This window comes from Agrobacterium sp. BT-220-3 (assembly GCF_025910175.1).
Lineage (GTDB): Bacteria > Pseudomonadota > Alphaproteobacteria > Rhizobiales > Rhizobiaceae > Agrobacterium > Agrobacterium oryzihabitans.
Window position 1 is genome coordinate 1,257,037 of sequence record NZ_JAPAIX010000001.1, and the last position, 23,032, is coordinate 1,280,068.

Below are 23,032 nucleotides of genomic sequence, written 5' to 3' on the forward strand. Positions count from 1 at the left end.
CAGAAAATGAATATTGGCGAAGACATCCCTCTTCCCCCTACAAAACAGGGTCCGACTACAAAATAGATACAGCGGAATCTTATTGTACCGCTTTCGTTGAACCGAAACAGAATGCTGCATAAACTTTATCTGGGAGAATTAATGGTGCCCGGAGGCGGATTTGAACCACCGACACGCGGATTTTCAATCCGCTGCTCTACCAACTGAGCTATCCGGGCACTTCAGGTCCTTGAAGAACCTCCGCTTTTGGCGGGCGGGGCTGTTTGGTGCCCCGAAAGTGAGCGGGGTTATAACATCTTGTTCGGACATGGCAAGCGCCATCGCGAAGTTTTTTGACAGTTTTTTCACGGCGCCTGTGGATGGCTGGAATGCCGGCTCGGCGCAGGACAAATCCCGCGCCGAAATCCCGGTATTCGTCATCCGCTAATCCGCATTTCCCCTCAGCAATTCACCTGATCTTTTTTGGGGCAATGACGGGCAGCTTCTGCGGTGACGTACGACGCCCGCCTTTAAGACCCTTCCCTGTGCCGTGCGGCAAGGCCAAGCGCGAAAGGCACAACGGCCACCAGTGCCGCCATGACAGGCGAGGAAGCGAAGATGCGACTGGCGAGCGAGGTGACGGCAACGGAGCGCACCACCATCATCAGGCGCGAATTCTCGTGGTCCTTCTCGTGCCTGATATTTGCGGGTCTATGACGAACCGGATGGGAAGCCGCCTCCAGCTTTTTCACGTCGCGGCGGATCTTTTCCAGCTGTTTGCGCAGATCATCCAGTTCCGCGCGTATTGACGGATCCACCATTGCGGAAACACGCGCCTGTCCGGCGGCGGGTTTTCCGGCCTTTTTCTCCGCAGCTTCTTCATCAAGCTCAGCCAGGTGGTCGTCGAGGTCCGATGGCTTGTCAAAACCATGGGATCGCAGTGATGTCTTCATTGCAGTCTCCTGAAGCGTCCTGAATTGCGGCAGCGGGCGCAGATCGCCCGATCACGCCTTTTCAACGCCCCAGCCGGGCAAAGGATGCACATAAAGCGGCAGCATCGGGACAGAGGCCGTTAAAAAAGGCCCCGAAGGGCCTCAGGCTGACGACAGAAGTGTAAAATCTCTCCTGCATCATCCTCGCCCTTGAGGCGGGGGGCCTCAACCCGTCGGAAGAATGGATCCTCGGGTCGAGCCGAGGATGACGTTGAGCCTGGAGAGACGCAAAACGGGACCCCGAAGGGTCCCGTTCGTTGATCTGCCGAGAAGGCTTATGCCGCTTTCGCGGTGCTGGCACAGGGATCGAAACGACCGTAGAAGGTCTCGCCCTTGGCGGCCATGTCCTTCAGAAGCGGCGTCGGCTTGAAGCGTGGGCCATAGCTCTCGCTCAGCTTCTCGGCGAGCGCCACGAAAGTCTTCACGCCCATGCCGTCGATGTAGGAGAGCGCACCGCCGGTGTAGGGCGCAAAGCCGAAACCGAGGATGGAGCCGACATCGGCCTCACGTGGATCGGTGACGATGCCTTCTTCCACTGTGCGGGCGGCTTCCAGCGCCACGGTGACGAGGAAGCGCTGTTTCAGCACTTCCATATCCACATCCTCAGGCTTCTGCTGCGGATAGAGATTTTTCAGGCCGGGCCAGAGGGACTTCTTGGCGGGCTTTGGCGGGTAGTCGTAAAAGCCCTTGGCGTTCTTGCGGCCGAAGCGGCCCTCGCCTTCCACCAGCGTCTTCACCAGCTCCATATGGCGCGGGTCGACGGCCTTTTCGCCGAGATCGGCGACTGTCGCTTTCAGGATCTTGTAGGAAAGATCGATCGCCACTTCGTCATTCAGCGCCAGCGGGCCGACCGGCATGCCGGCGAATTTCGCGGCATTTTCGATCATGGCGGGCGGTACGCCCTCGATCAGCATGTCGTAGCTTTCCGCCATGTAGCGCAGCACGCAGCGATTGACGAAGAAGCCGCGCGTATCGTTGACGACGATCGGCGTCTTCTTGATCCTGGCCACGTAATCCAGCGCGACGGCAAGCGCCTTGTCGCCGGTTTCCTTGCCGAGGATCACTTCCGTCAGCATCATCTTCTCGACCGGCGAGAAGAAGTGGATGCCGATGAAATCCGCCGGGCGCTTGGAGTTCTTCGCCAGGCCAGTGATTGGCAAGGTGGAGGTGTTGGAGGCGAAGATCGCTCCTTCAGGCAGCACGGCCTCCACGGCCTCGATGACGGCCTTTTTCACATCCCGGTCTTCGAAGACGGCCTCGATGACGAGATCTGCGTCAGAAAGCGCCGCATAGTCCGCCTTGGGAGTGACGAGGTCGAGCAGGGCCTTGCCTTCATCCTGCGTTAGCCTGCCCTTGCCGATGGCCGCCTTGACGCTTTCCTCGCAATGGCCCTTGCCCTTGTCGGCCGCTTCCTGATCGCGATCGACCAGCACAACGGGGATGCCGGCGGCTGCGGTGACATAAGCGACGGCAGCGCCCATGAAGCCCGCGCCGACGACGCCGACCTTTTTGAACTCGGTCTTCGACTGGCCGGCCGGGCGGCGCGCGCCCTTGCCCAGTTCCTGCATGGAAACGAACAGCGAGCGGATCATGCCGAAGGCTTCCTTCGAGCGAAGGATTTCCGTGAAATAACGCTGCTCCACCTTGAGCGCCGTATCGAAGGGCAATTGCAGGCCTTCATAGACGCATTTGAGGATGGCAAGCGCTGCCGGATAGTTGCCGGCGCTTTCACGGCGCAGGATCGCCGGAGCGGCCGGCCAGAGCTGGGCAGCTGCGGGCGTCCAGATGCCACCGCCGGGGGCCTTGAAGCCCTTTTCATCCCAAGGGGCGACCGGCTTCAGGCCGTCCTTGATCATCTGCTTTGCGGTGGCGACCAGCTGATCCGGCTCCACCACCTGGTGCACCAGACCCATGGCCTTGGCGCGTGCGCCGGTCAGCGATTGGCCCGTCGTCATCATCTGCAGTGCCGATTGCGCATCGGTCAGGCGCGGCACACGCTGGGTTCCGCCGGCCCCGGGGAAGATGCCGACCTTGACTTCCGGCAGGGCGATCTTGAGGCTTTTGGCGCTGGAGGCCACGCGGCCGTGGCAGGCAAGCGAGAGTTCGAAAGCGCCGCCCATGCAGGTGCCGTTGATGGCGGAAACCCAGGGCTTGCCGTTGGTCTCGATCTTGCGGAACAGGCCAGTCATCCGGCCAACCAGTTCGAACAGCTTTGCAGCGGCCTGATCCGGGTTCTTCGCCTTCTCATCATTGTAGAAGGAGAACATCGACTTGATCATCGAAAGATCGGCGCCGCCGGAAAAGGTGCTCTTGCCAGATGTGAAGACGACGCCCTTGACGGCGCTGTCGGCGACGGTGGCATCAACAATGGCGTTCAGTTCGTCCATCACCTCTGACGTGAAGACGTTCATGGATTTTTCCGGCATGTCCCAGGTGACGAGGGCAATGCCGTCTGCGTCCGTCTCGATGGTGAAATTGGTATAAGTGCTCATTTTGGGATTCCTCTTCCCTGAATTTCGTTTCGCCGGACTTCCCAATCCCTCATTCCTGTGCTTGTCACAGGAATCCAGTCAGCCCAAGTCTTTGGGCTGGAAGACTCTCGCGCGCCGCAGACGCGGCGCTGCTGGATCCCTGTGACGAGCACAGGGATGAGGAGCCTGGGGTCGCCCCCCGCCTCAAACGCGCTCGATAACGGTCGCCGTGCCCATTCCAGCGCCGATGCAGAGCGTGACGAGCGCGGTGTTCAGATCGCGCCGCTCCAGCTCATCCAGCACCGTGCCAAGGATCATCGCACCCGTGGCACCCAGCGGATGGCCCATGGCGATTGCGCCCCCGTTGACGTTCATCTTGTCGTGGTCGATCTCGAAAGCCTGCATGTAACGCAGCACGACGGCGGCAAAAGCTTCATTGAGTTCGAAGAGATCAATATCGGCAAGCGACATTCCGGTCTTTTTCAGGAGCTTTTCCGTCACATCAACGGGGCCGGTCAGCATCAGCGCCGGATCGGAGCCGATATTGGCGAAAGCCTTGATGCGGGCGCGCGGTTTCACGCCCATCGCGTCGCCGCCAGCCTTGGAGCCGATCAGCACAGCGGCGGCGCCATCGACGATGCCGGACGAATTGCCGGCGTGATGGACGTAATTGATCCGCTCCACTTCCGGGTGGGCCATGATGCCGACGGCTTCGAAACCGCCCATTTCACCCGGCATCTGGAAGGAGGGGTTGAGGGAGGCGAGCGCCTGCATGTCCGTGCCGGGGCGCATATGCTCGTCGCGGTCAAGGATCGTCAGGCCGTTGCGGTCCTTCACGGGAATGACGGACTTGTTGAAATAGCCCTTTTCCCAGGCATGCGCGGCGCGCTTCTGGCTCTCGACAGCATAGGCATCGACATCGTCACGGGAAAAACCGTATTTGGTGGCGATGAGATCGGCCGACACGCCCTGCGGCATGAAGAAGGCCGGGAAGTTCACGGAAGGGTCCATGTACCAGGCACCGCCCGACATGCCCATGCCGACGCGCGACATGCTTTCCACGCCGCCGGCGATGACGATATCGTCCGAACCGGCCTTGACCTTGCCGGCCGCGAAGTTGATGGCGTCGAGACCCGAAGCGCAGAAGCGCGAAATCTGCATGCCCGGTGCCTTGTTGGAATAACCGGCCTCGAAGGCGGCGGCCTTGGGGATCACCGCGCCGGCATCCATGACCGGATCGACGCAGCCCATGATGATGTCATCGACAGCAGATGTATCCAGCCCGTTGCGATCGCGGATGGCTTCCAGCGTCTTGGCGGCAAGGCGAACGGAAGGCACCTCGTGCAGGCTGCCATCCTTCTTGCCGCGTCCACGCGGGGTGCGGACATGGTCGTAGATATAAACGTCGGTCATTAACTTTCTCCCTCGGCGCTTGAAACGCCCTGTCAGAATGCTTCCGCAGCCAGTTCCATCATGGTGTCCGCGCCGGTTTCGATGCGGGCCTTGCGCAGCGCCGTTTCCGGCATGATGCGCTCCATGTAAAACTTCGCCGTGACAAGCTTGGTCTTGAGGTAATCCTCGTCCGAAGTGCTGCCTTCTGCAAGCGCTTCGCTGGCGGCTTTCGCCATGCGCGCCTGCATGTAGCCCAGCACCACGATGCCGAAGAGATGCATATAGTCGGTCGAGCCGGCACCGGCATTGTCGGGTTTCGCCATGGCGTTCTGCATGAACCACATGGTTGCGGCCTGCAGGTCGTTCAAGCCCTTCTTCAGGCCCTTGGTGTAGAGGCTGAGCTTTTCGTCGGCGCGGTTTTCCTCGCAGAAATCGCCGATTTCCTTGAACAGCGCCATGACGGCGCGGCCGCCATTCATGCCGAGCTTCCGGCCGACCAGATCAAGCGCCTGAATGCCGTTGGCGCCCTCATAGATCATGGTGATGCGGGCATCGCGGACATATTGGCTCATGCCGTGCTCTTCGATGTAGCCGTGGCCACCGAAGACCTGCTGCGCCATCACCGCGTGGTCGAAGCCCTTGTCGGTCAGGACACCTTTCAGAATCGGCGTGACGAGGCCGAGCAGGTCGTCCGCCGCCTGCCGCTGTTTTTCGTCAGCGGCGCGATGGGCGATGTCGGATTGCAGCGCCGTCCAGAGCAGGAAGGCGCGGCCGGCCTCGTTATAGGCCTTGATGGTCATCAGCGTGCGACGGATATCCGGATGCACGATAATCGGATCGGCCTTTTTGTCCGGGAATTTCGCGCCGGAAAGCGAGCGGCCCTGAATGCGCTCACGGGCATATTCAACCGCGTTCTGATAAGCGATCTCGCCAACGGAAAGGCCCTGCAGGCCAACGCCAAGGCGGGCTTCGTTCATCATCACGAACATCGCGGAGAGACCCTTGTTCTCCGCGCCGAGCAGATAACCCGTCGCTTCGTCATAGTTCATGACGCAGGTGGCGTTGCCGTGAATGCCCATCTTGTGTTCGATCGCGCCACAGGTAACGCCGTTGCGCTCGCCCAGCGTGCCATCTTCGTTCACGAGGAACTTGGGCACGATGAAGAGCGAAATGCCCTTGGTGCCTTCCGGTGCACCTTCGATGCGGGCGATCACCAGATGGACGATATTATCAGTCATGGAATGTTCGCCGGCCGAAATGAATATCTTCTGGCCGGAAATCCTGTAGCTGCCGTCGCCCTGCGGCACTGCTTTTGTGCGCAGAAGACCGAGATCGGTGCCGCAATGAGGTTCGGTCAGATTCATGGTGCCGGACCATGTGCCTTCGACCATTTTCGGCAGATAAGTCTGCTTCTGTTCCTGCGTTCCGTGCACCAAGACGGCAGCGATGGCGCCCTGCGTCAGGCCGGGATACATCATCAGCGACAGGTTGGCGGACGACATATATTCGCCGATCGCGGCATGAAGCGTATAGGGCAGGCCCTGACCGCCGAATTCCTGCGGAACGGCAAGACCGATCCAGCCGCCTTCACAATAGGCGTCGTACGCTTCCTTGAAACCATCAGGCACGGAGACCGAACCGTCGTCGGCGCGCTTGCAGCCCTGCTGGTCGCCGGAAAGGTTGAGCGGGAAAAGCCGGTCTTCGGCAAGCTTGGCGGCTTCACCGGTGATCGCCTCGATCATGTCAGGGGTTGCATCCTCGAAGCCGGGCAGGTTGTTATACCGCTCGAGGCCGAGAACGTCGTTCAGGATAAAAAGCGTGTCTTTGACTGGGGCCTTGTAAACAGGCATTACCGATGTTCCTCCGCATCGTGAAAGCCGGAGCCGATCCGGCCAATATGGGATGACAATATTTGACGTGCGCGTAAACGTCAAATAAATTCCGGCGGATTATCGCCCGCCCTTTCCGCCAAATGGATGGTCTGCGCCCGCGCGAGAGGGCCATGCGCCGCAAAAGTTAAAAAATTCCGACCATAGTTAACCACTTCTTTACCACGTTTCGTGAATTCTCCCGACAGAGGTAACTGCTTCGTCCATCGGCGCATTTTCCTCAAAGGGGGCAAATACCGGCTCTAGAATTGCTGCTTGTTGCGGCGACGGCATGTCCAGACAGGCAACCGTTGCGACAAACAACCGGGCACGCCGGACGGAAGCGAAGCGAGCGAGAAGATGAACGGATTGCGATCGAAAACCCAACAGCCAAGCGACAGGTCGTCTCTTGATGCTCTCAATCGCACCATTGAAGGCCTGGAAGCCCGTATCGAAGGGCTGATGAGCCAGAAGTTCCCGCGCGAGCCGCGCGCGGCCACCCCCGCGCCGGAACCGAAAACCGAGGCTTACGCCACGCCGCGCGAACCACGCGCCACGGTTACCCCGCCGCAGCTCGACCCCGTCAACGAAATCCGCCAGCGCCAACGCCTGCTCGAATCAAGCTTCCAGCGTCCGCAGGAGCCCGTTGCGCGTCCGGAACGGACCATCACCAGACCGCTTGCGCCCGAATATCGCCCGAACGACGTTCAGACCGCGGCAGCGGCGGCCGCACCGCGTGCGCGTTCCATCCCGCCCTATCAGGAGCAGCAGCGTAACGACGCGGCCCTGCAGGAGATCGCACAGGCGCTCGTCAACCTGCGCCACGAGCTGAAGCACGATATTTCCGAAGGCGTAGCGCGCGAGGCGCAGGGGCTGCGCGCTGAAATTCGCAACATTCGCGCCATCGCTGAAGACCAGCAATTCATCGGCGATCTGCGCGACGATATCGCACGGCTTGCGGGCAGCATCGACCAGCTCGGCAATCTCGCAGCTCCTGATGCCTACGGCCTGCGCAACGAATTCGAGGACCTGCGCCTCACGATCGACCAGCTTGCGCGTGAAGACAGCGTGCACCGGATCGAAAGCCGCTGGAACAATGTGGAAGACACGCTGCGCGGCTTCGACGCGACCTCGCTGCAGGATGAGATCGTCTCACTCGCCTATCGTCTGGACGACATCAAGACCCAGCTCGGCGGCATGAGCAACAATCCGGCCGTGCGCGTGCTTGAGGAAAAGCTGATCGCGATTGCAAGCGCGGTGGAGCAGCTTGGCAAACATATGCAGCCCAATGAGGCTGCCTTTACCGAGCAGTTTTCCGGCCTCGACCAGCGGCTGGACGAAATCAGCCGTGCGATTGCCGCGACCGGCGCGCGCTCCAATGCGCAGGCGACGGACAATGCACTGGCGCAGCGGCTGGAAACCCGTCTGAACGGCCTTGCCGAACAGCTTGATGACATCAACCGCCTTGCCGCCGCCAAGCCTGAACCGGCTCTTGATCTGACCGCCCGCCTCGAAACGCTGGCCGGCAAGATCGACGAGCTGAGCACCGCGCGCGACGCAGCACAGCTGCATGAGCGGCTGGACCAGCTTTCCCTGCTTCTGGAGCGTTCGCAGCGCCCGTCGCAACAGGCGGAACTGACATCCTTCCTCAGCGACATCTCCCAAAAGATCGACGCGCTGGATCACGGCGCCGTCAATGACGGTCTGGCGGAACGGCTCGATACGCTTTCGCGGCGCATCGAGGATCTCGACTATCGCTACAGCCAGCCGCAGCCGGCATCCGGCTTTAACGAAAGCGCCTTTTCGCGCCTGGAAGAACGGCTTGGCGATATCGCCGCCCGTCTGGACGAGTCCGCCCATGCCGCACCCGCCGACAGCGGCGCGCTGGCAAGCCTCGAAAACCAGATATCCCACCTCTCCTCGCTGATCAGCCAGCCCGGTCACCACCAGCCGGCGGGCATGTCGCCCGAACTCGACGCCCGCATGTCGGCGATCGAAGACTATATGGCGTCGAACGACGAATATATCATCGAGGCCGCGCGGCAGGCCGCCGAGGCCGTTCTGGACGCCTTTACGCGCAATAATGTCTCCTCCGGCGCAAACCTCGCCGACATGACCATGCTGACCGATCTTGCCACCGATCTGCGCAGCCTGGAGGCCTTGAGCCGCAACACCGAGGAACGCACGCACCGCACCTTCGAGGCGCTTCACGAGACGCTGGTGCAGATCGCCGGACGGCTGGACAGCCTCGACAATCGCGATGCGGCTCCCGCCTATCGCCAGGAGACGACCGCCGCGCGCAATGTCGCACAGCATATGGTCTCTTCCGCACGCGAAGATGTGCCAATGCCGGCTGCCATCTTCCCGCAAGAGGGTTATATCGCCGAAGAGCAGGCCATTCTCGACGCTGATGACGCTGGCGAAAACGACGCGGACGCCATCGTGCCGCCCGCTGCCGCCAAGCCCGCAAAAGCGGAAAAGAAAAGCCTGCTTGCCGGCCTGACGAAACGTTTCAAAACCGGCACGGCAAAGACCGCCAAACCGGTAGAAGAACCCGTGGCTGCCGCCTCGACACGCACCCAGGTGGAACCGGCCCCGTCGCTTGATCCGATCGACGTTCTGCCGGCCGGCCAGGAGAACGAACTACTGGAGCCGGGTTCGGGCGCGCCTGATATCAAGAAGATACTGGAACGCGTGCGCGCCAGCCAGGTTGCCGCCAGCGGCAAGGCTGCAGACGCAGAAGGACGGACGGATTTCATTGCCGCTGCCCGTCGCGCGGCTCAGGCCGCCGCCATGGAAACGTCACCGGAGAAACTTGAAACCGGCAAGAAGAGCCGCAAGGCCGACGCCTCTGTGCTGTCGCGCTATCGCCGCCCGCTGCTGCTCGGTATCGGCGCCATTCTTCTCGCCATGATGGCCATGCCGCTCGTCAAGACGATGATCGGCGGCGCGGAAGCCCCGACACCGCTCATCGAACAGAAAATGGACAATGCTCCGGTCTCCGCACTGCCCGAGACCGGCGACGACGCCGTGACAATCCCGTCCGATCTCGTCATCGATCCGCAGCAGCAGGCATCCGCCGACAGCATCGAAAACGCAGCACCGCCGCAGAATACCATTGATCCCCGCACCATCGGCGGCGCACCGCTTGCCGACGAGCCACCGGTCGCCGACGCACCGGTGGTGGATACGGCGACGCCTGACACGGTTGCAAAGAGCGAGCCGCAGGCGCCGGCGCCAGCAGCTGCGACAGCTACCCCCGCACAGGACGCGATTACGGTTCCCGCCGGCATCGAGCCCGCATCGCTTGCCGAGGCGGCCGCCAAGGGCGAAACACAGGCGCTGTTCGAGATTGCAGCACGCTACACCGACGGTCGTGGTGTGACCGCCGACCGCGCGGAAGCCGCCAAATGGTACAAGCTGGCGGCGGATCGCGGCCTTGCACCCGCGCAATATCGTCTCGCCAACCTTTACGAGAAGGCAAACGGTGTCGAGCGTAACCTTTCCGAAGCCAAGCGCTATTACACGCTGGCCGCAGATCAGGGTAATGCCGGCGCGATGCACAATCTCGCCGTCCTGCTCGCCTCCGACGCGGCCGGCCAGCCGGATTTCAGTGCCGCCGCACAGTGGTTCATCAAGGCTTCCGAACTCGGTGTCCGTGACAGCCAGTTCAACCTCGCCATTCTCTACGCCCGCGGAAGCGGCGTGAAGCAGGATATCGAGGAATCCTACAAGTGGTTCGCGATTGCAGCCAAGGATGGCGACGCCGACGCTGCCCAGAAGCGCGACGAGGTTGCAGGAGCGATGAACCCGCAACAGCTTCTGAGCGCTCAGGCCAAAGTGGAAGCATGGAAGGTCAAGCCGCTTTCGGACGACGCCAACAGCGTCAACCCGCCCGAGGAATGGGCCGGCAAGCAGGGCGTCAAGACCGCTTCCGTCGACATGGAAAAGGCGATCCGCAACATTCAGGCAATCCTGAACAAGAACGGTTTCGATGCCGGCCAGCCTGACGGCAAGCTTGGCAAAAATACCGTCACCGCCATCAAGGACTTCCAGAAATCCGTGGGCCAAACGCCTGACGGGCGCATTACCAACGAACTGGTGACCGCGCTGCTGGCCCGCAACAAATAACCGTTCCGCAACGGTTGGAGCGGCCGCACCGGCCGCTTCCCTTCAGTTTGGCGTCGGAATGTGGCGCAGCCCCCACGCCTGGTCTCTATCTTTCCAAATTATCAACGTATTTACCGTTGAATGTTGACACGTCAGACCCTCGCGGGCATGACGAATGAAGGCTGGGCATGCCCGGTCTTTTCAGACAGAAAGTATAATCGCGGCGCGGCCCCCCTCACCCGGACAAGCCCTGCCGCCCGGAACCATTTGCCCGAGGTCCGAGCCGTGACTGTCTATCTGCCGATCGCAGAACTGTCGGTGAATATTTTCATCATTCTCGGCATGGGCGCGGCCGTCGGTTTTCTTTCCGGCATGTTCGGCGTGGGTGGCGGCTTTCTGATCACGCCGCTGTTGATTTTTTACAATATTCCGCCCGTGGTAGCTGTTGCGACCGGCGCGAACCAGGTGGTGGCCTCCTCCGTTTCCGGCTCCATCACGCATTTCCGGCGCGGGACGCTGGACGTCAAGCTCGGCAGTGTTTTGCTTGTCGGCGGTCTGGTCGGCGCCACGGTCGGCGTGTGGATATTCTCCTTTCTGCGCAGCATCGGCCAGCTCGATCTCATTGTCTCGCTGCTCTACGTCATCCTGCTCGGCACCGTTGGCGGGCTGATGCTGAAGGAAAGCATTTCCGCGCTGCGCCGCGCCGCCCGCAACGAAACCGTAACGCTGCGCCGCCCGGGCCATCACAACTGGGTTCACCGCCTGCCGCTGAAAATGCGGTTCAAGAAATCGAAGATCTATCTCAGCATCATTCCCATCGTGACGCTGGGTTTCGGCATCGGCATTCTCACCTCCATCATGGGTGTCGGCGGCGGCTTCATCATGGTGCCGGCGATGATCTATCTCCTCCGCATCCCGACCAGCGTGGTTGTCGGCACCTCGCTGTTCCAGATCATTTTCGTGACCGCCTATACGACCATCGTCCAGGCCGCGACGAACTATTCCGTCGACGTGGTGCTGGCCTTCATCCTGATGGTGGCCGGCGTCATCGGCGCGCAATATGGCGTGCGCGTGGGCCAGAAACTGCGCGGCGAACAGTTGCGCGCGCTTCTGGCGCTTCTGGTTCTCGCGGTCGCCCTTCGCCTTGCAGTATCGCTGGTGGTGCGCCCGGAAGACCTGTTTTCGGTTGCGGTCGGAGGGTTAGGCTATTGACCCGCCATCTGTCGTTTGCCGCACTTTTTCTGGCGCCATTCCTTGCCTTTGGGAGCATGGCTTCGGCACAGACGCCGCCGCTTGCCTTGCCGCCCGGTCCGCAGCAGCGATCCCTGCTGGAAAACATCGAAATCGGCGCTTCAACGACAGAAATTCCCATCGCCTCGGATTTTCGCGGCGCGGATTTCACCCTCTTCGGCGCGCTGAACAATACCGACCAATTGCTGCTCGCCATCGGGCAATATGATATCGTCGTGACGCTCGAAGGGCCGAGCGACTATATGACCGTGCGCAAGAAGGAGCGGGTGGCGGGCATCTGGATCAATACCAGCGCCATCACCTTCACGCCCCTGCCGGAATCCTATTCCATGGCCAGCACGCGCGATATCAGCGCCGTCGCCTCTCCCGGCACCTTGCGGGCCATGGGGCTTGGCGTCGATCATCTGTCGCTGAAAAGCGCGGTCTTCTCCGGCGTGCCTGACAATGTCTTCGATTTTCAGGAGGCCTATCGTCGGCTCAAGCTTTCAAGCGGCATTTATCGCAACGATACGACCGGGGTGAGGCTGGAACGCACCGGCCTGTTCTGGGCGACACTGCGCCTGCCGGCCAACGTGCCGAACGGCGTGCACACCGCCCGTGCCTATCTGTTCAAGAGCGGCAAGTTCATCGCCCAGCGCGAGCTGAAACTGCGCGTCGTCAAGACCGGCATGGAACAGGCGATCACCGATGCGGCGCATCAGACGCCGCTTGCCTATGGCGCGCTATGCGTTCTGCTGGCTGTCGTCACCGGCTGGGGCGCCAGCATCATCTTCCGCAAGGACTGAGCGTTTTCAATCGCGCAAAAGAGAGCGTCTGCCGCCCGCGCGGGCAAAGATAGCATTCGCTTCCTTCCGGGGTTTGCTGTAAAATTCAAGATGTTACAACCGCGCACGCAGCTAATGGCGGCAAATGCGGTTGTGACCGGGATGAAAAGGAGAAATGTCATGTTCAAGCACATTCTCATTCCCACCGATGGCTCGCCGCTGGCGCAGATCGCAATCGACCAAGGGTTCGCTCTCGCCAGAGAGGCAGGCGCAAAGGTGACCGTCGTGACGGTATCCGAACCCTTTCACGTGATTGCCAGCGATGTCGAGGACATTGCCGCCATTGCCGAAGAGGAATTCCACCGTTGCGAGGAGGCAGAGCATCTTCTGAGAGACACGCAGGCGCACGCCGCAGCGATGGGGCTTGATTGCGAGGCGCTGCTGGCGCGGGCGGGGCGGCCGGACGAGGCGATCATCGAAATCGCCGACAGAACCGGCTGCGACCTCATCGCCATGGCTTCACACCGTCGCAGAAGCTTCATCGAGATGCTTCTCGGCAGTGTCACGGCCAAGGTGCTGAAAAACTCGAAGATACCGGTGCTGGTCTACCGTCAATAGGCGGCCGAAGCGGAGTGATTGCGCTCAGCCGAGCAGATTTGAAAACCGCACCGAATAGATGCGGTCCCGTCCCATCAGATGCGCCACGAGTTCAGCGTGATCGAAAAGGCCGCGCATCGCCTTGTGGCGCAAATCCAGCCCGCCGCTCATGACCCCGAAGGCCGGCATCAAAAGCCGTGAACCATCCGTAGCAAAACAGGGCCGCCGCACCGTCTTTTCGCGACGGCGAACCGTGGCGGAGGGATGCAGGTGGCCGGCGATTTCGCCTGCAGCATCTCCCACCTTCGGCTCATGGCGGAAAACGAGATTGCCATAAAACATCTCATCCACCGAAGAGCCCGGCAGATCGACCGTACCATCAGGATCGTGATTGCCGTTGATCCATATCCATTCCCGGCCACGGGCCATCTCGCGGATGAGTTCGCGCAGCATAAGCGGCAGATGCTCGGACCCGACGCGGTCGTGGAAATTATCGCCGAGGCTGACGACGATCTTCGGATCATAGCGGCTGACGAGCGAAGACAGGATTTTGAGGGTTGCGATAGTGTCGTAAGGGGGCAGCATGCGCCCGCGCCGGGCAAAGGCCGCGCCTTTTTCCAGATGCAGATCGGAAACGACGAGCAGAGACAGGTCCGGCAGGTAGAGCCCGCCGAGCGGATCGCACCAGGCGGCGACGCCGTTGATAGCGGTTTCGCTGCCGAGGCATTCGAAGCCATTCGAAAACCTGTCGCTCAATGTCAGCCGGCTTAGCACTTTTACCTTCGTTCCTTTATTCCAGTTTAATGCTTCAGGACATGGCTTCGGCGATCAGCTCGTCTGCGGCCTCCGCAAGAACCTGATCCATCGCCTCGCCCGCCACCGTCTCGCGGCCGATTTCCAGCATGACAGGAACGGCAAGCGGAGAGACGTGCTCCAGCGCACGGTGGGTGGTGTGGCCCTTGATTCGCTTCAGCATATCGCCAAGACGGCCAATGTCCAAAAGTCCCGCGGCCGCATCGCGCCTCGTGGCCTCCAGCAGGATATGATCCGGCTCATGGCTGCGAAGAACGTCATAAATAAGATCGGCGGAGACCGTGACCTGACGGCCGGTCTTTTCCTTGCCGGGATGGCGGCGTTCGATGAGGCCGGAAATGACGGCGCAGTTGCGGAAGGTACGCTTCAGCATGAAGGATTCGTCCAGCCATGCCTCCAGATCATCGCCCAGCATGTCCTCGTCCAGCAGGTCTGCAAGCGACAGGCGCCGGGATTTCAACCGGCTGCCGATATCGTCCATGGCCCAGATGGCGAGCGAATAATCGGTGGCGACGAAGCCCATGGGCTTTGCGCCCGCCCGTTCCAGCCGTCGGGTCAGAAGCATGCCGAGCGTCTGGTGCGCCAAGCGTCCCTCGAAGGGATACATGACCATGAAGAAGCGCTTGCGGAAGGGGAAGGTCTCCACCAGTAGCTCGTCGCGCTTGGGAATGATCGATTTTTCCTTCTGGATCGCCAGCCAGTCGCGTACCTGATCCGGCAGGGCATGCCAGCGTGCCGGGTCTGCCAGCATGGACCGCACTTGATCCGCTAGGTAGGTGGAGAGCGGGAACTTGCCGCCGGCATAGGAGGGTATCTTCGGGTCCATCGAGAAGGCCTGGGAGACCAGGCATTCATTCTCGCGGATACCTTCGAAACGCAGCACCTTGCCGGCAAAAAGAAACGTATCGCCCTGCACCAGCTGTTCAAGGAAATATTCCTCGACCTTGCCGAGCGACATGCCGCCGCGTCCGACAGAGCCCTTGGCATTGCGCTTGACCATGCGAACATTGAGTTCCGCCGCCTCGACGATGGTGCCGAGGTTCAGGCGATATTGCTGCGCGACCGCCGGATTGGAGACGCGCCAGCGACCGTCCTTCATCTGCCGGATGCGGGCGTAGCGTTCATAGGTGCGCAGCGCATAACCGCCGGTGGCGGTGAAATCCACCACCCGGTCGAAGGTGGCGCGTGGCAGATCGGCATAGGGCGAGGCGCTCGTCACTTCACGATAGAGATCGTCCGCATCGAAAGGCTCGGCGCAGGCCATGCCGAGTATGTGCTGGGCCAGAACATCGAGCGCGCCTTCGGCAATGGGGGGCGTATCCTGCGCGCCGATATAGTTCGCATCAAGGGCTGCCCGGCACTCCATCACCTCGAAACGGTTGGCGGGAACGAGGATCGCCTTTGACGGCTCATCCATGCGGTGATTGGCGCGGCCGATGCGTTGGGCCAGGCGGCTTGCGCCCTTTGGCGCTCCGACATGCACGACAAGATCGACATCGCCCCAGTCTATGCCGAGATCGAGCGTGGAGGTGGCGACGACGGCGCGCAGCCGGTTTTCGGCCATGGCCGCCTCCACCCTTCGGCGCTGGCCGGCATCCAGTGAGCCGTGATGCAGGGCAATCGGCAGATTATCGTCATTGATGGTCCAGAGTTCCTGAAAGATCAGCTCCGCCTGCGAGCGGGTGTTGACGAAGATCAGCGTCGTCTGGTGCTCTCTCAGCGCCGCATATAAATCCCTCATGGCGTAACGTGCCGAATGGCCGGACCACGGAATGCGCTCTTCCGTGTGCAGGATTGAGATATCCGGCTTTGCCCCGCCCTCGACGGTGATGAGGCCAGCGGGCGGCTCACCCTGCCCCTGCGGTGCGAGATAGCGGCGCAAATCCATCGGCTCCGCGACCGTAGCTGAAAGGCCGATGAAGCGCACATCTGGAGCATGCCGGCGCACCCGCGCGAGCGCCAGCGACAGCAGATGGCCGCGTTTGGAGGTCACGAGCGAGTGCAGCTCATCCAGCACCACATATTTGAGGTCGCGGAAAAAGCGCTCGGCTTCCTTGTTTGCAAGCAGCAGCGACACCTGCTCTGGCGTCGTCAGGAGAATATCGGGCGGCTTGATCTTCTGGCGCTGACGTTTTGCCTGCGGCGTATCGCCGGTGCGGGTCTCGATGGAAATCGGCAGGCCCATTTCGGAGACGGGTCTGGTGAGGTTGCGTTCGATATCGACCGCGAGCGCCTTCAGCGGCGAGATATAGAGCGTGTGCACGCCGACAAAGGCGGCGCCGGGCGGCACCTTGCCGCGTTCCGCAAGATCGGTGAGCGAAGCCATGAAGCCGCCCAGCGTCTTGCCGGCGCCCGTCGGCGCAATCAGCAGCATATTCTCACCGCCACGCGCCCGCGCCATAAGCTCCAATTGATGGGCGCGCGGAGACCAACCCTTTTGCGCAAACCATTTCTGGAATGACAGGGGTAAGGTGCCGACATGCGTGCCGGAAATGGGAGACTCAGCGTGTTTCACGCTCTCAAGGTAGTGAGAAACCTAGAAAAAAGAAGAGCAGAACAGGCTCGCTTGACAGGAATGCATAATCATGGATAAATAATATCCACGATACTTGAGCAAACCAAACGTGAGCAAATCGGATGAAACTCGGCGACGGCGTTGAACAGGCCATTCACAGCGTAGGCATGCTGGCGGGGCTTTCCGAAGGCGGCGTGCTTTCAGCGGCGGCGCTGGCCGAATTCCACGGCGTTTCCACGAGCTATCTCTTGAAACACCTGCAATCGCTGTCGAGCGCCGGAATAGTCGCCACCGTGCCGGGGCCGAAGGGCGGCTATCGTCTTGCCCGGACGACCGACAGGATCACGCTGCTCGATATCGTTCTCGCCGTCGAGGGACCGCAGCCCGCCTTTCGCTGCGCGGAAATCCGCCAGCGAGGGCCCAACCCCTTGCCGGGACGTTATTTCACCAAGCCTTGCGGCATCAACGCCGCGATGTTGAAGGCGGAGAAAGCCTATCGGGCCGAACTCGCCAAGACCACAATCGCCGATATTCTGGACGATCTCGCCGCCAATGATGATGGCGGGATTGCCGCGCGTGGCTGCGCCTTTCTGGAGCTGAACGAGCGCAAGACGATGACGCGCTGAGACCCGAAAACAGGCCCCCAAAGAAAGATCGACCTACACCGGAGAGCTTCGCCGCTTTCCGGAGCGATGACGCATGCCCTTAAACAGACCCAACCAATGGAGAGACCCATGAAAACCCGTATCAACTATGCAAAAGCATCTCCCGAAGCCTTCAAGGCCGTGATGGCGCTGGAAAACTACGTCCAGAGCAGCGGTCTTGAGCGCCGCTTCGTTCACCTCATCAAGCTGCGCGCCTCGATCATCAACGGCTGTGCCTTCTGCGTGGACATGCATGTGAAGGAAAGCCGTCACGACGGGCTTTCCGAACAATGGATCAACCTGATGAGCGTGTGGCGGGAATCCCCTGTTTATACCGAGCAGGAACGCGCGCTTCTTGGCTGGGTGGATGCGGTGACGAAGATCGCCGAAACCGGCGCTCCGGATGACGCCTTCGAGGCGCTCAAGGCGCATTTCTCCGATGAGGAGATCGTGAAGATCACGGTTGCCATCGGCGCCATCAACACCTGGAACCGCATCGCCGTCGGTTTCCGCTCGCAGCATCCGGTCGATGCGGCTGCGAAGGCGGCGTGACCTCTTAAACCCAAAATGGGCGGCCGCTACATGGCGATGTAGCGGTCGTTTCTGTGATTGATGGCGAGCGTGAGGTTCATGACCAGCGCGCCGAGGATGGAGCAGATGATGATGAAAGGTGTGGCCACGAAGAACGAGCAGGCCAGCACCATGCCGTCAAAGGCGAGCTGCACGAGGCCCGCGCGCCAGCCGAAACGATCCTGAAGATAAAGCGCGAGGATACCAAAACCGCCGAGACTGGTGCGATGACGGAACAGCGCCAGCATGCCGGCCGCGACGGTCAATCCGCCAAAGAGAGCCGCAGCAACCGGATTGATGCTCTGAAAGGCGAAAAAGCCGGGCATATATTCGGAAAGAAGCGCAGTCATGGCGATGGCGCAGAAGGTCTTGACCGTGAAGGCAAGGCCGAGGCGGCGGAAGGCGAGATAATAAAACGGCAGGTTGACGAGAAAGAAGACCACGCCGAAGCTGAAGCCGGTGGAATAATGCGCCAGAAAGGCAAGGCCGACTGTGCCACCGGTGAGCAGGCCCGCGGCGGACAGCAGCGTCACACCCAGCGAGACGAGCATGCTGCCAGCCAGAACGCCCTGGGCATCCTCCAGCAGCGAATGACGATCGGGCGCGGAAGCCCAGATATTCACGCGCTTGCGCACAGTCGTATCGCCCATGTCCGTTCCCCTGATTTTCCGGCCTTGATCGAGCTATTGCGCAAAAGCGCGATGGATTTCAAGCGTGCTTTACTCAGCGCACGACGATGTATCTGTCCGAGCGGTGATTGATGGCGAGAAACATGTTGAGCACGAAAGCGCCGACAATCGAATAGACGACGGTGGCCGGATCGATGACGAGGAAGGCGCAGAGCATCACGAAGGCATCGAAGGCCAGCTGGATCAGACCGGCGCGGATGCCGAAGCGGTCCTGAATATAGATGGCCAGAATGCCGATACCGCCCAGGCTGGCGCGGTGGCGATAAAGCGCCAGCAATCCATAACCCAGAAGCAGGCCGCCCAGCAGCGCCGCCCAGAGCGGGTTGATGCTGTCGATGATCATCCAGCGCGCCTCCACTTCCGTGAGCACCGAAACGAGGCCGATGGCGATGAAGGTCTTCAAGGAGAAAGCAAGACCGAGGCGGCGGAAGGAAAGGTAGTAGAACGGCAGATTGACGAGAAAGAACAGGAGGCCGAAGCTGATGCCGAAGGCATAATGAATAAGGAAGGCGACGCCGGCGGTGCCGCCGGTCAGAAGGCCGACCTTGTTCAGCAGATAAAAGCCGAGCGCCGACACGATGGCACCGGTGACGATGCCCTGCACGTCTTCCACCGGCGCATGTTTCGCCGGGTCCGAACTCCACATGCTGTAAACGCTTCTCGTTCTGCTCACGCTTTTTTCCCTCAGGTTCCGGCGTATTTTGCACTGCAAAAAACAGCCGATCAAGATGGATGCGTAAGGAAGGCTGACCTATCGTGAAAAAGGCAAGAAACGAGATGTTCAGGCTTTGGCGCGTGCAAGAAAAAGAATGCCGGAAAGGGGTTTTCCGGCATCCTTGCGAATGGTGGTTTTGCGGATTTCGATGAGGGAAAAGCCCGCCCGCTCCAGAAGGCCGGTCACGTAGCTTTTCGAATGCGCGTAACGAAGAGATTCCCGCAGAACGAAACCCTCCTCGTCCCCCGCATCCTCCACCGAAAAGGCAAAGAAACCGGAGGGCGCAAGCAGGGCTGAAACGAGCGGCATGACGGTTTCGAGACTGCCGAGATACATCATCACATCGGCAGCGGCGACGAGAGCGGCGCGGTGTTCCACTCTTTCCGGGCTGAACAGCCCCGAGGTGGCGGCGTCCAGCGAAAGATCGGCCTGACCGAGATGGTCGTAAAGACCTTTTTCCTCGGCCTTGGCAAGCATATTCTGGGAGATATCGAAACCTTCCAGCCGCTTCGCCAGGGAGCGGATTTCGATGCCGAGAAGGCCTGTGCCGCAGCCAATATCGACAATGGTGTCAAAGACGCCGCCATCCGCCGCCCTGCCGATCAGCTCCGCCAGTTTCTGCGGTACGCTGTAATCCAGTTTCTCGACGAGCGACGTTTCGAAACGGTCGGCGTAATCGTCGAACAGCCCTTCCACATAACGGCTCGGCGGCTGCTCGGGTGTTTCCGCGGCACCGAGAACCGCGAGTTTCAGTTCGGCTGCGAACAGCCCTTCCGTATCCAGCTCGGCGACTTTCTCGTAAGCCGCCACGGCTTTTGCAGTCTCCTGCGCCTTTTCGTGATATTCCCCGAAGCGAAACCAGCCCGCCGTCCACCGTGGCGCAAGTTCAAGCGCCTGTTCCATGAGTTCGGCGGCGGCGGGATAATCACCGCTCTCCGCCAACATGCGGGCATAGTCCGCCCGGCGGTCGGCAATGACGTCACCGGAAGAAAACTGGTTTGGGGCCATTCAAGATTCCTGAGAAGATGCGGGCTGTCATTTATCAAGCCATAAAAAAACTCAAGTCCTATTTCATGGCAGCGGCGAATATGGCGCGATATAGTGCGCGAAAACTTGCATCGAAGCGGTGCGCCCCATATGTCAGGACAAAACAGGAGACTTGCTGATGGCCGGTGAGGTCAACAAAATGCTGGGTGATACGGTGGCCCGCACCGTGGTGAAGCTGCTGGTGGTTTCATTGCTCGTCGGCTTTCTGATGGCGATCTTCGGATTGACGCCCTGGAACATCATCTATGGCGCGCGCGATTTCGTGGTCGAGCTGTGGCGCAGCGGTTTCCATGCGCTGGGCGCAATCGGCGACTATCTGATCCTCGGCGCTACGATCGTCATTCCCGTTTTCATCATCCTGCGTCTCCTGAGCTATCGCCGCTGACATGACCGACACATCATTCCAGACGCTCACCCGGCGCGGCTTCGTGCTGATTTCCGCCGGCTCCGTGCTTTCCGCCTGCGTTTCCGTGCCCACCAACAAGGGCATGCCGTCCGGCACCCGCGATGAGACCGCGGCAGCGCTTCCGATGGTCAACGAGTTGCGCCGCTCGAAGGGCCTTTCGCCACTCGCCATCAATGGCGCAGCCAGCGGTGCTGCCGCTTATCAGGCCGGCCGCATGGTCAAGGCGCAGAAAATGGCGCATCTGATCGGCCTGACCGACAGTTTCCTCATCCGCATGAAGGACGGCAATGTGCCGCTACCGGCGGCGGAAAACGTGGCCGCAGGTCAGGACAGCGTGGAGCGTGTCGTCAAGGCCTGGATCGGCTCTAAACATCATCTCGAAAACATGCTTGGGCCCTATAATGGCCTCGGCGTCGCTGTTGCCTATGATGCCGCCAGCCGTAACCGGCCCTATTGGGCGATGGTGCTCTGCGCGTGAGATAATGGGGCGGGGGCTAAAACCCCTCCACCCTCATTCCTGTGCCTGTCATGGGAATCCATCCGACGCGCGTCTGCGCGGCGGGAAGAGTCCTTTCAGCCCAAGGACTTGGGCTGGCTGGATTCCTGTGACAAGCACAGGAATGAGGAGGAGGGCGCACCACAAGAAGCACTCCTCTTAACCGACGGCACCGTCTCGACCTTTAGATCATGCTCAGCCAAGCTTACGGTCGGCCCAGCGGTCCACCGCGCTGTCGCGCAAGTCGCGGATCGACTCCACGCCTTCGCGGGCGACCAGCTTCGACAGGCCCTTGACGATGGACGACGGCAGGCCGGGGCCTTCATAGACCATGCAGGAATAGAGCTGAACCAGATCGGCCCCTGCCCTTACCTTTTCCAATGCCGTTTCCGGCGAAGAAACCCCACCCACGCCGATGATGGGCAGATTGCCGCCCACGCGACGGCGCATCTTGGCGAGAACCGTGGTCGAAAGCTCGAATAGCGGCTTGCCGGACAACCCGCCGGCCTCACCCTTGTGCGGACCGGGCCGCAGGCCTTCGCGCGAAAGAGTGGTGTTCGATACGATCAGGCCATCGAGATCATGGGCCAAGGCCTCTTCTGCAACATCATCCAGCCCTTCCTCGGTCAGATCGGGCGCGATCTTGAGGAAGATCGGAATGCGTTTGCCAAAGCGTTCTGCCTCCACTTTCCGGCGTTCCAGCACGGCGGCGAGAAGTGCTGCGAGGCTTTCCCGCGCCTGCAGGTCGCGCAGGCCCGGCGTATTGGGCGAGGAGATATTGACGGTGAAATAGGATGCAATCGAATAAAAGGCTTCGATGCCCTGCACATAATCCGCGATGCGGTCTTCGCTGTCCTTGTTGGCACCGATATTGACGCCGACAATGCCGCGCAGCTGCGCCTGCTTCAGACGTTCCAGTGCTGCGGCGTGGCCTTCATTGTTGAAACCGAGACGGTTGATGACGCCTTCATCCTCAACCAGACGGAAGATGCGCGGTTTGGGGTTTCCCGATTGCGCACGCGGCGTGACGGTGCCGATTTCGGTAAAGCCAAAACCGAGCCGCAGAAGTGGTCCCGGCACTTCCGCATTCTTGTCGTAACCCGCAGCCATGCCAAGCGGATTGGGAAAAACGAGGCCTGCCACGGTCTGCTGCAGACGCGGATCGTGCGGCACCATGCAGGTCGGCAGGAAGCCGCTTTTCAGCGCCGCCACGGAGAGGCCATGCGCCTTTTCCGCATCGACCAGAAACAGACCCCTGCGGCCGATCGAGGAAAATAATCCGCTCATCACAAAATCTCCGGAAACTGGTGCTGGCCGTCATGGCCAAGTGAAAGCGGCGTTTCCCAAAGCACGGCGGTCAGGGGAAGAGACGCATAAAGATGGGGGAAAAGATCGCCGCCTCTCGAGGGTTCATAGACCAGCTTGTCGCCAAGCACGCCCCCGTCGACCGCGATCAGAAGCAGGTCAACCTGGCCGGAAAAGTGCCTTGCGGCGGTCTCGGCCACCTGCTTTGCCGTCGAGAAATGAATGAAGCCGTCGGTCAGATCGATGGCGGCGCCTTCGAAGACGCCCTTCGCTTTGGCCGCATTCCACAACGTCTCCGGCACGATTTTATAGATGATCGCGGGCGTTTCCTGCATGGGGCTCTCCGAAGGCTTTCCAAGGCTTTTCAGTCTGGGCGGTTTGCCGCAAAGCGGGTCGATTGTCCACAGT

General features: G+C 60.8%; 20 protein-coding genes and 1 tRNA gene. 8 read left to right on the forward strand and 13 right to left on the reverse strand.

Features of this window, described 5'->3' with window-relative positions:
- Nucleotides 1–142: 142 nt before the first annotated feature.
- From OK142_RS06365 to OK142_RS06390, 6 genes are all read right to left on the reverse strand, one after another.
- Nucleotides 143–218: transfer RNA gene (locus OK142_RS06365), tRNA-Phe, on the reverse strand.
- Nucleotides 184–420: a hypothetical protein gene (locus OK142_RS06370; RefSeq protein WP_216330686.1), complete on the reverse strand. Its 237-nt coding sequence runs from the start codon at nucleotides 418–420 to the stop codon at nucleotides 184–186. The genes OK142_RS06365 and OK142_RS06370 overlap by 35 nt, the downstream gene beginning before the upstream one ends.
- An 89-nt stretch (nucleotides 421–509) precedes the next feature.
- Nucleotides 510–932: a hypothetical protein gene (locus OK142_RS06375; RefSeq protein ID WP_498681646.1), complete on the reverse strand. Its 423-nt coding sequence runs from the start codon at nucleotides 930–932 to the stop codon at nucleotides 510–512.
- A gap of 314 nt (nucleotides 933–1,246) precedes the next feature.
- A complete protein-coding gene (locus tag OK142_RS06380) occupies nucleotides 1,247–3,463 on the reverse strand; it encodes a 3-hydroxyacyl-CoA dehydrogenase NAD-binding domain-containing protein (protein ID WP_498681648.1) in 2,217 nt (738 codons plus the stop codon).
- Between the two features lie 183 nt (nucleotides 3,464–3,646).
- A complete protein-coding gene (locus OK142_RS06385) occupies nucleotides 3,647–4,855 on the reverse strand; it encodes an acetyl-CoA C-acetyltransferase (RefSeq protein ID WP_498681650.1) in 1,209 nt (402 codons plus the stop codon).
- A gap of 32 nt (nucleotides 4,856–4,887) precedes the next feature.
- Nucleotides 4,888–6,684 (reverse strand): acyl-CoA dehydrogenase C-terminal domain-containing protein, encoded by a 1,797-nt coding sequence (locus OK142_RS06390; protein WP_498681652.1) that lies wholly within the window; start codon nucleotides 6,682–6,684, stop codon nucleotides 4,888–4,890.
- A gap of 378 nt (nucleotides 6,685–7,062) precedes the next feature.
- On the opposite strand from OK142_RS06390, the gene podJ reads away from it, so the two are divergent.
- The 4 genes from podJ to OK142_RS06410 all read left to right on the forward strand — a co-directional run bounded on the left by podJ (nucleotide 7,063) and on the right by OK142_RS06410 (nucleotide 13,445).
- Nucleotides 7,063–10,833, forward strand: coding sequence for a cell division protein PodJ (podJ, locus tag OK142_RS06395; protein WP_498681654.1), 3,771 nt, complete (start codon nucleotides 7,063–7,065; stop codon nucleotides 10,831–10,833).
- A gap of 264 nt (nucleotides 10,834–11,097) precedes the next feature.
- Nucleotides 11,098–12,024, forward strand: a complete 927-nt coding sequence (locus OK142_RS06400; RefSeq protein WP_003493749.1) for a sulfite exporter TauE/SafE family protein — start codon at nucleotides 11,098–11,100, stop codon at nucleotides 12,022–12,024.
- Entirely contained in the window at nucleotides 12,021–12,848 is an 828-nt protein-coding gene (locus tag OK142_RS06405; protein ID WP_216330681.1) for a TIGR02186 family protein, read from the forward strand. Before OK142_RS06400 ends, OK142_RS06405 begins: the two co-directional genes overlap by 4 nt.
- A gap of 159 nt (nucleotides 12,849–13,007) precedes the next feature.
- Nucleotides 13,008–13,445 (forward strand): universal stress protein, encoded by a 438-nt coding sequence (locus OK142_RS06410; protein WP_006313302.1) that lies wholly within the window; start codon nucleotides 13,008–13,010, stop codon nucleotides 13,443–13,445.
- 24 nt (nucleotides 13,446–13,469) lie between these two features.
- Here the strand turns inward: OK142_RS06410 and pdeM are convergent, their stop codons facing one another.
- Together pdeM and OK142_RS06420 are read right to left on the reverse strand one after the other, a co-directional pair.
- Nucleotides 13,470–14,198, reverse strand: coding sequence for a ligase-associated DNA damage response endonuclease PdeM (gene pdeM / locus OK142_RS06415; RefSeq protein ID WP_313607278.1), 729 nt, complete (start codon nucleotides 14,196–14,198; stop codon nucleotides 13,470–13,472).
- 34 nt (nucleotides 14,199–14,232) lie between these two features.
- Entirely contained in the window at nucleotides 14,233–16,752 is a 2,520-nt protein-coding gene (locus OK142_RS06420; RefSeq protein ID WP_498681660.1) for a ligase-associated DNA damage response DEXH box helicase, read from the reverse strand.
- A 122-nt stretch (nucleotides 16,753–16,874) separates the two neighbouring features.
- Between OK142_RS06420 and OK142_RS06425 the strand changes: the two genes are divergently transcribed.
- Both OK142_RS06425 and OK142_RS06430 read left to right on the forward strand, forming a co-directional pair.
- Nucleotides 16,875–17,378, forward strand: coding sequence for an RrF2 family transcriptional regulator (locus tag OK142_RS06425; protein WP_313607275.1), 504 nt, complete (start codon nucleotides 16,875–16,877; stop codon nucleotides 17,376–17,378).
- A gap of 108 nt (nucleotides 17,379–17,486) precedes the next feature.
- Nucleotides 17,487–17,948: a carboxymuconolactone decarboxylase family protein gene (locus tag OK142_RS06430; protein WP_498681662.1), complete on the forward strand. Its 462-nt coding sequence runs from the start codon at nucleotides 17,487–17,489 to the stop codon at nucleotides 17,946–17,948.
- Between the two features lie 26 nt (nucleotides 17,949–17,974).
- Here OK142_RS06430 and OK142_RS06435 read toward each other — a convergent pair whose 3' ends face one another.
- From OK142_RS06435 to OK142_RS06445, 3 genes are all read right to left on the reverse strand, one after another.
- Complete coding sequence (locus OK142_RS06435) at nucleotides 17,975–18,616, reverse strand: YitT family protein (protein WP_498681663.1); 642 nt, start codon at nucleotides 18,614–18,616, stop codon at nucleotides 17,975–17,977.
- Nucleotides 18,617–18,689: 73 nt separating this feature from the next.
- Nucleotides 18,690–19,301: a YitT family protein gene (locus OK142_RS06440; RefSeq protein WP_498681747.1), complete on the reverse strand. Its 612-nt coding sequence runs from the start codon at nucleotides 19,299–19,301 to the stop codon at nucleotides 18,690–18,692.
- A gap of 135 nt (nucleotides 19,302–19,436) precedes the next feature.
- A complete protein-coding gene (locus OK142_RS06445; RefSeq protein WP_313615288.1) occupies nucleotides 19,437–20,378 on the reverse strand; it encodes a class I SAM-dependent methyltransferase in 942 nt (313 codons plus the stop codon).
- A gap of 157 nt (nucleotides 20,379–20,535) precedes the next feature.
- On the opposite strand from OK142_RS06445, the gene OK142_RS06450 reads away from it, so the two are divergent.
- Both OK142_RS06450 and OK142_RS06455 read left to right on the forward strand, forming a co-directional pair.
- Entirely contained in the window at nucleotides 20,536–20,802 is a 267-nt protein-coding gene (locus tag OK142_RS06450) for a DUF6460 domain-containing protein (protein WP_498681666.1), read from the forward strand.
- Nucleotide 20,803: 1 nt separating this feature from the next.
- Nucleotides 20,804–21,301, forward strand: a complete 498-nt coding sequence (locus tag OK142_RS06455) for a CAP domain-containing protein (protein WP_082183681.1) — start codon at nucleotides 20,804–20,806, stop codon at nucleotides 21,299–21,301.
- A gap of 213 nt (nucleotides 21,302–21,514) precedes the next feature.
- On the opposite strand, the gene OK142_RS06460 is transcribed toward OK142_RS06455, so the two are convergent.
- Together OK142_RS06460 and OK142_RS06465 are read right to left on the reverse strand one after the other, a co-directional pair.
- A complete protein-coding gene (locus OK142_RS06460) occupies nucleotides 21,515–22,606 on the reverse strand; it encodes a quinone-dependent dihydroorotate dehydrogenase (RefSeq protein WP_137037057.1) in 1,092 nt (363 codons plus the stop codon).
- Nucleotides 22,606–22,959, reverse strand: coding sequence for a DUF952 domain-containing protein (locus OK142_RS06465; RefSeq protein ID WP_313607270.1), 354 nt, complete (start codon nucleotides 22,957–22,959; stop codon nucleotides 22,606–22,608). The genes OK142_RS06460 and OK142_RS06465 overlap by 1 nt, the downstream gene beginning before the upstream one ends.
- Nucleotides 22,960–23,032: the final 73 nt, after the last annotated feature.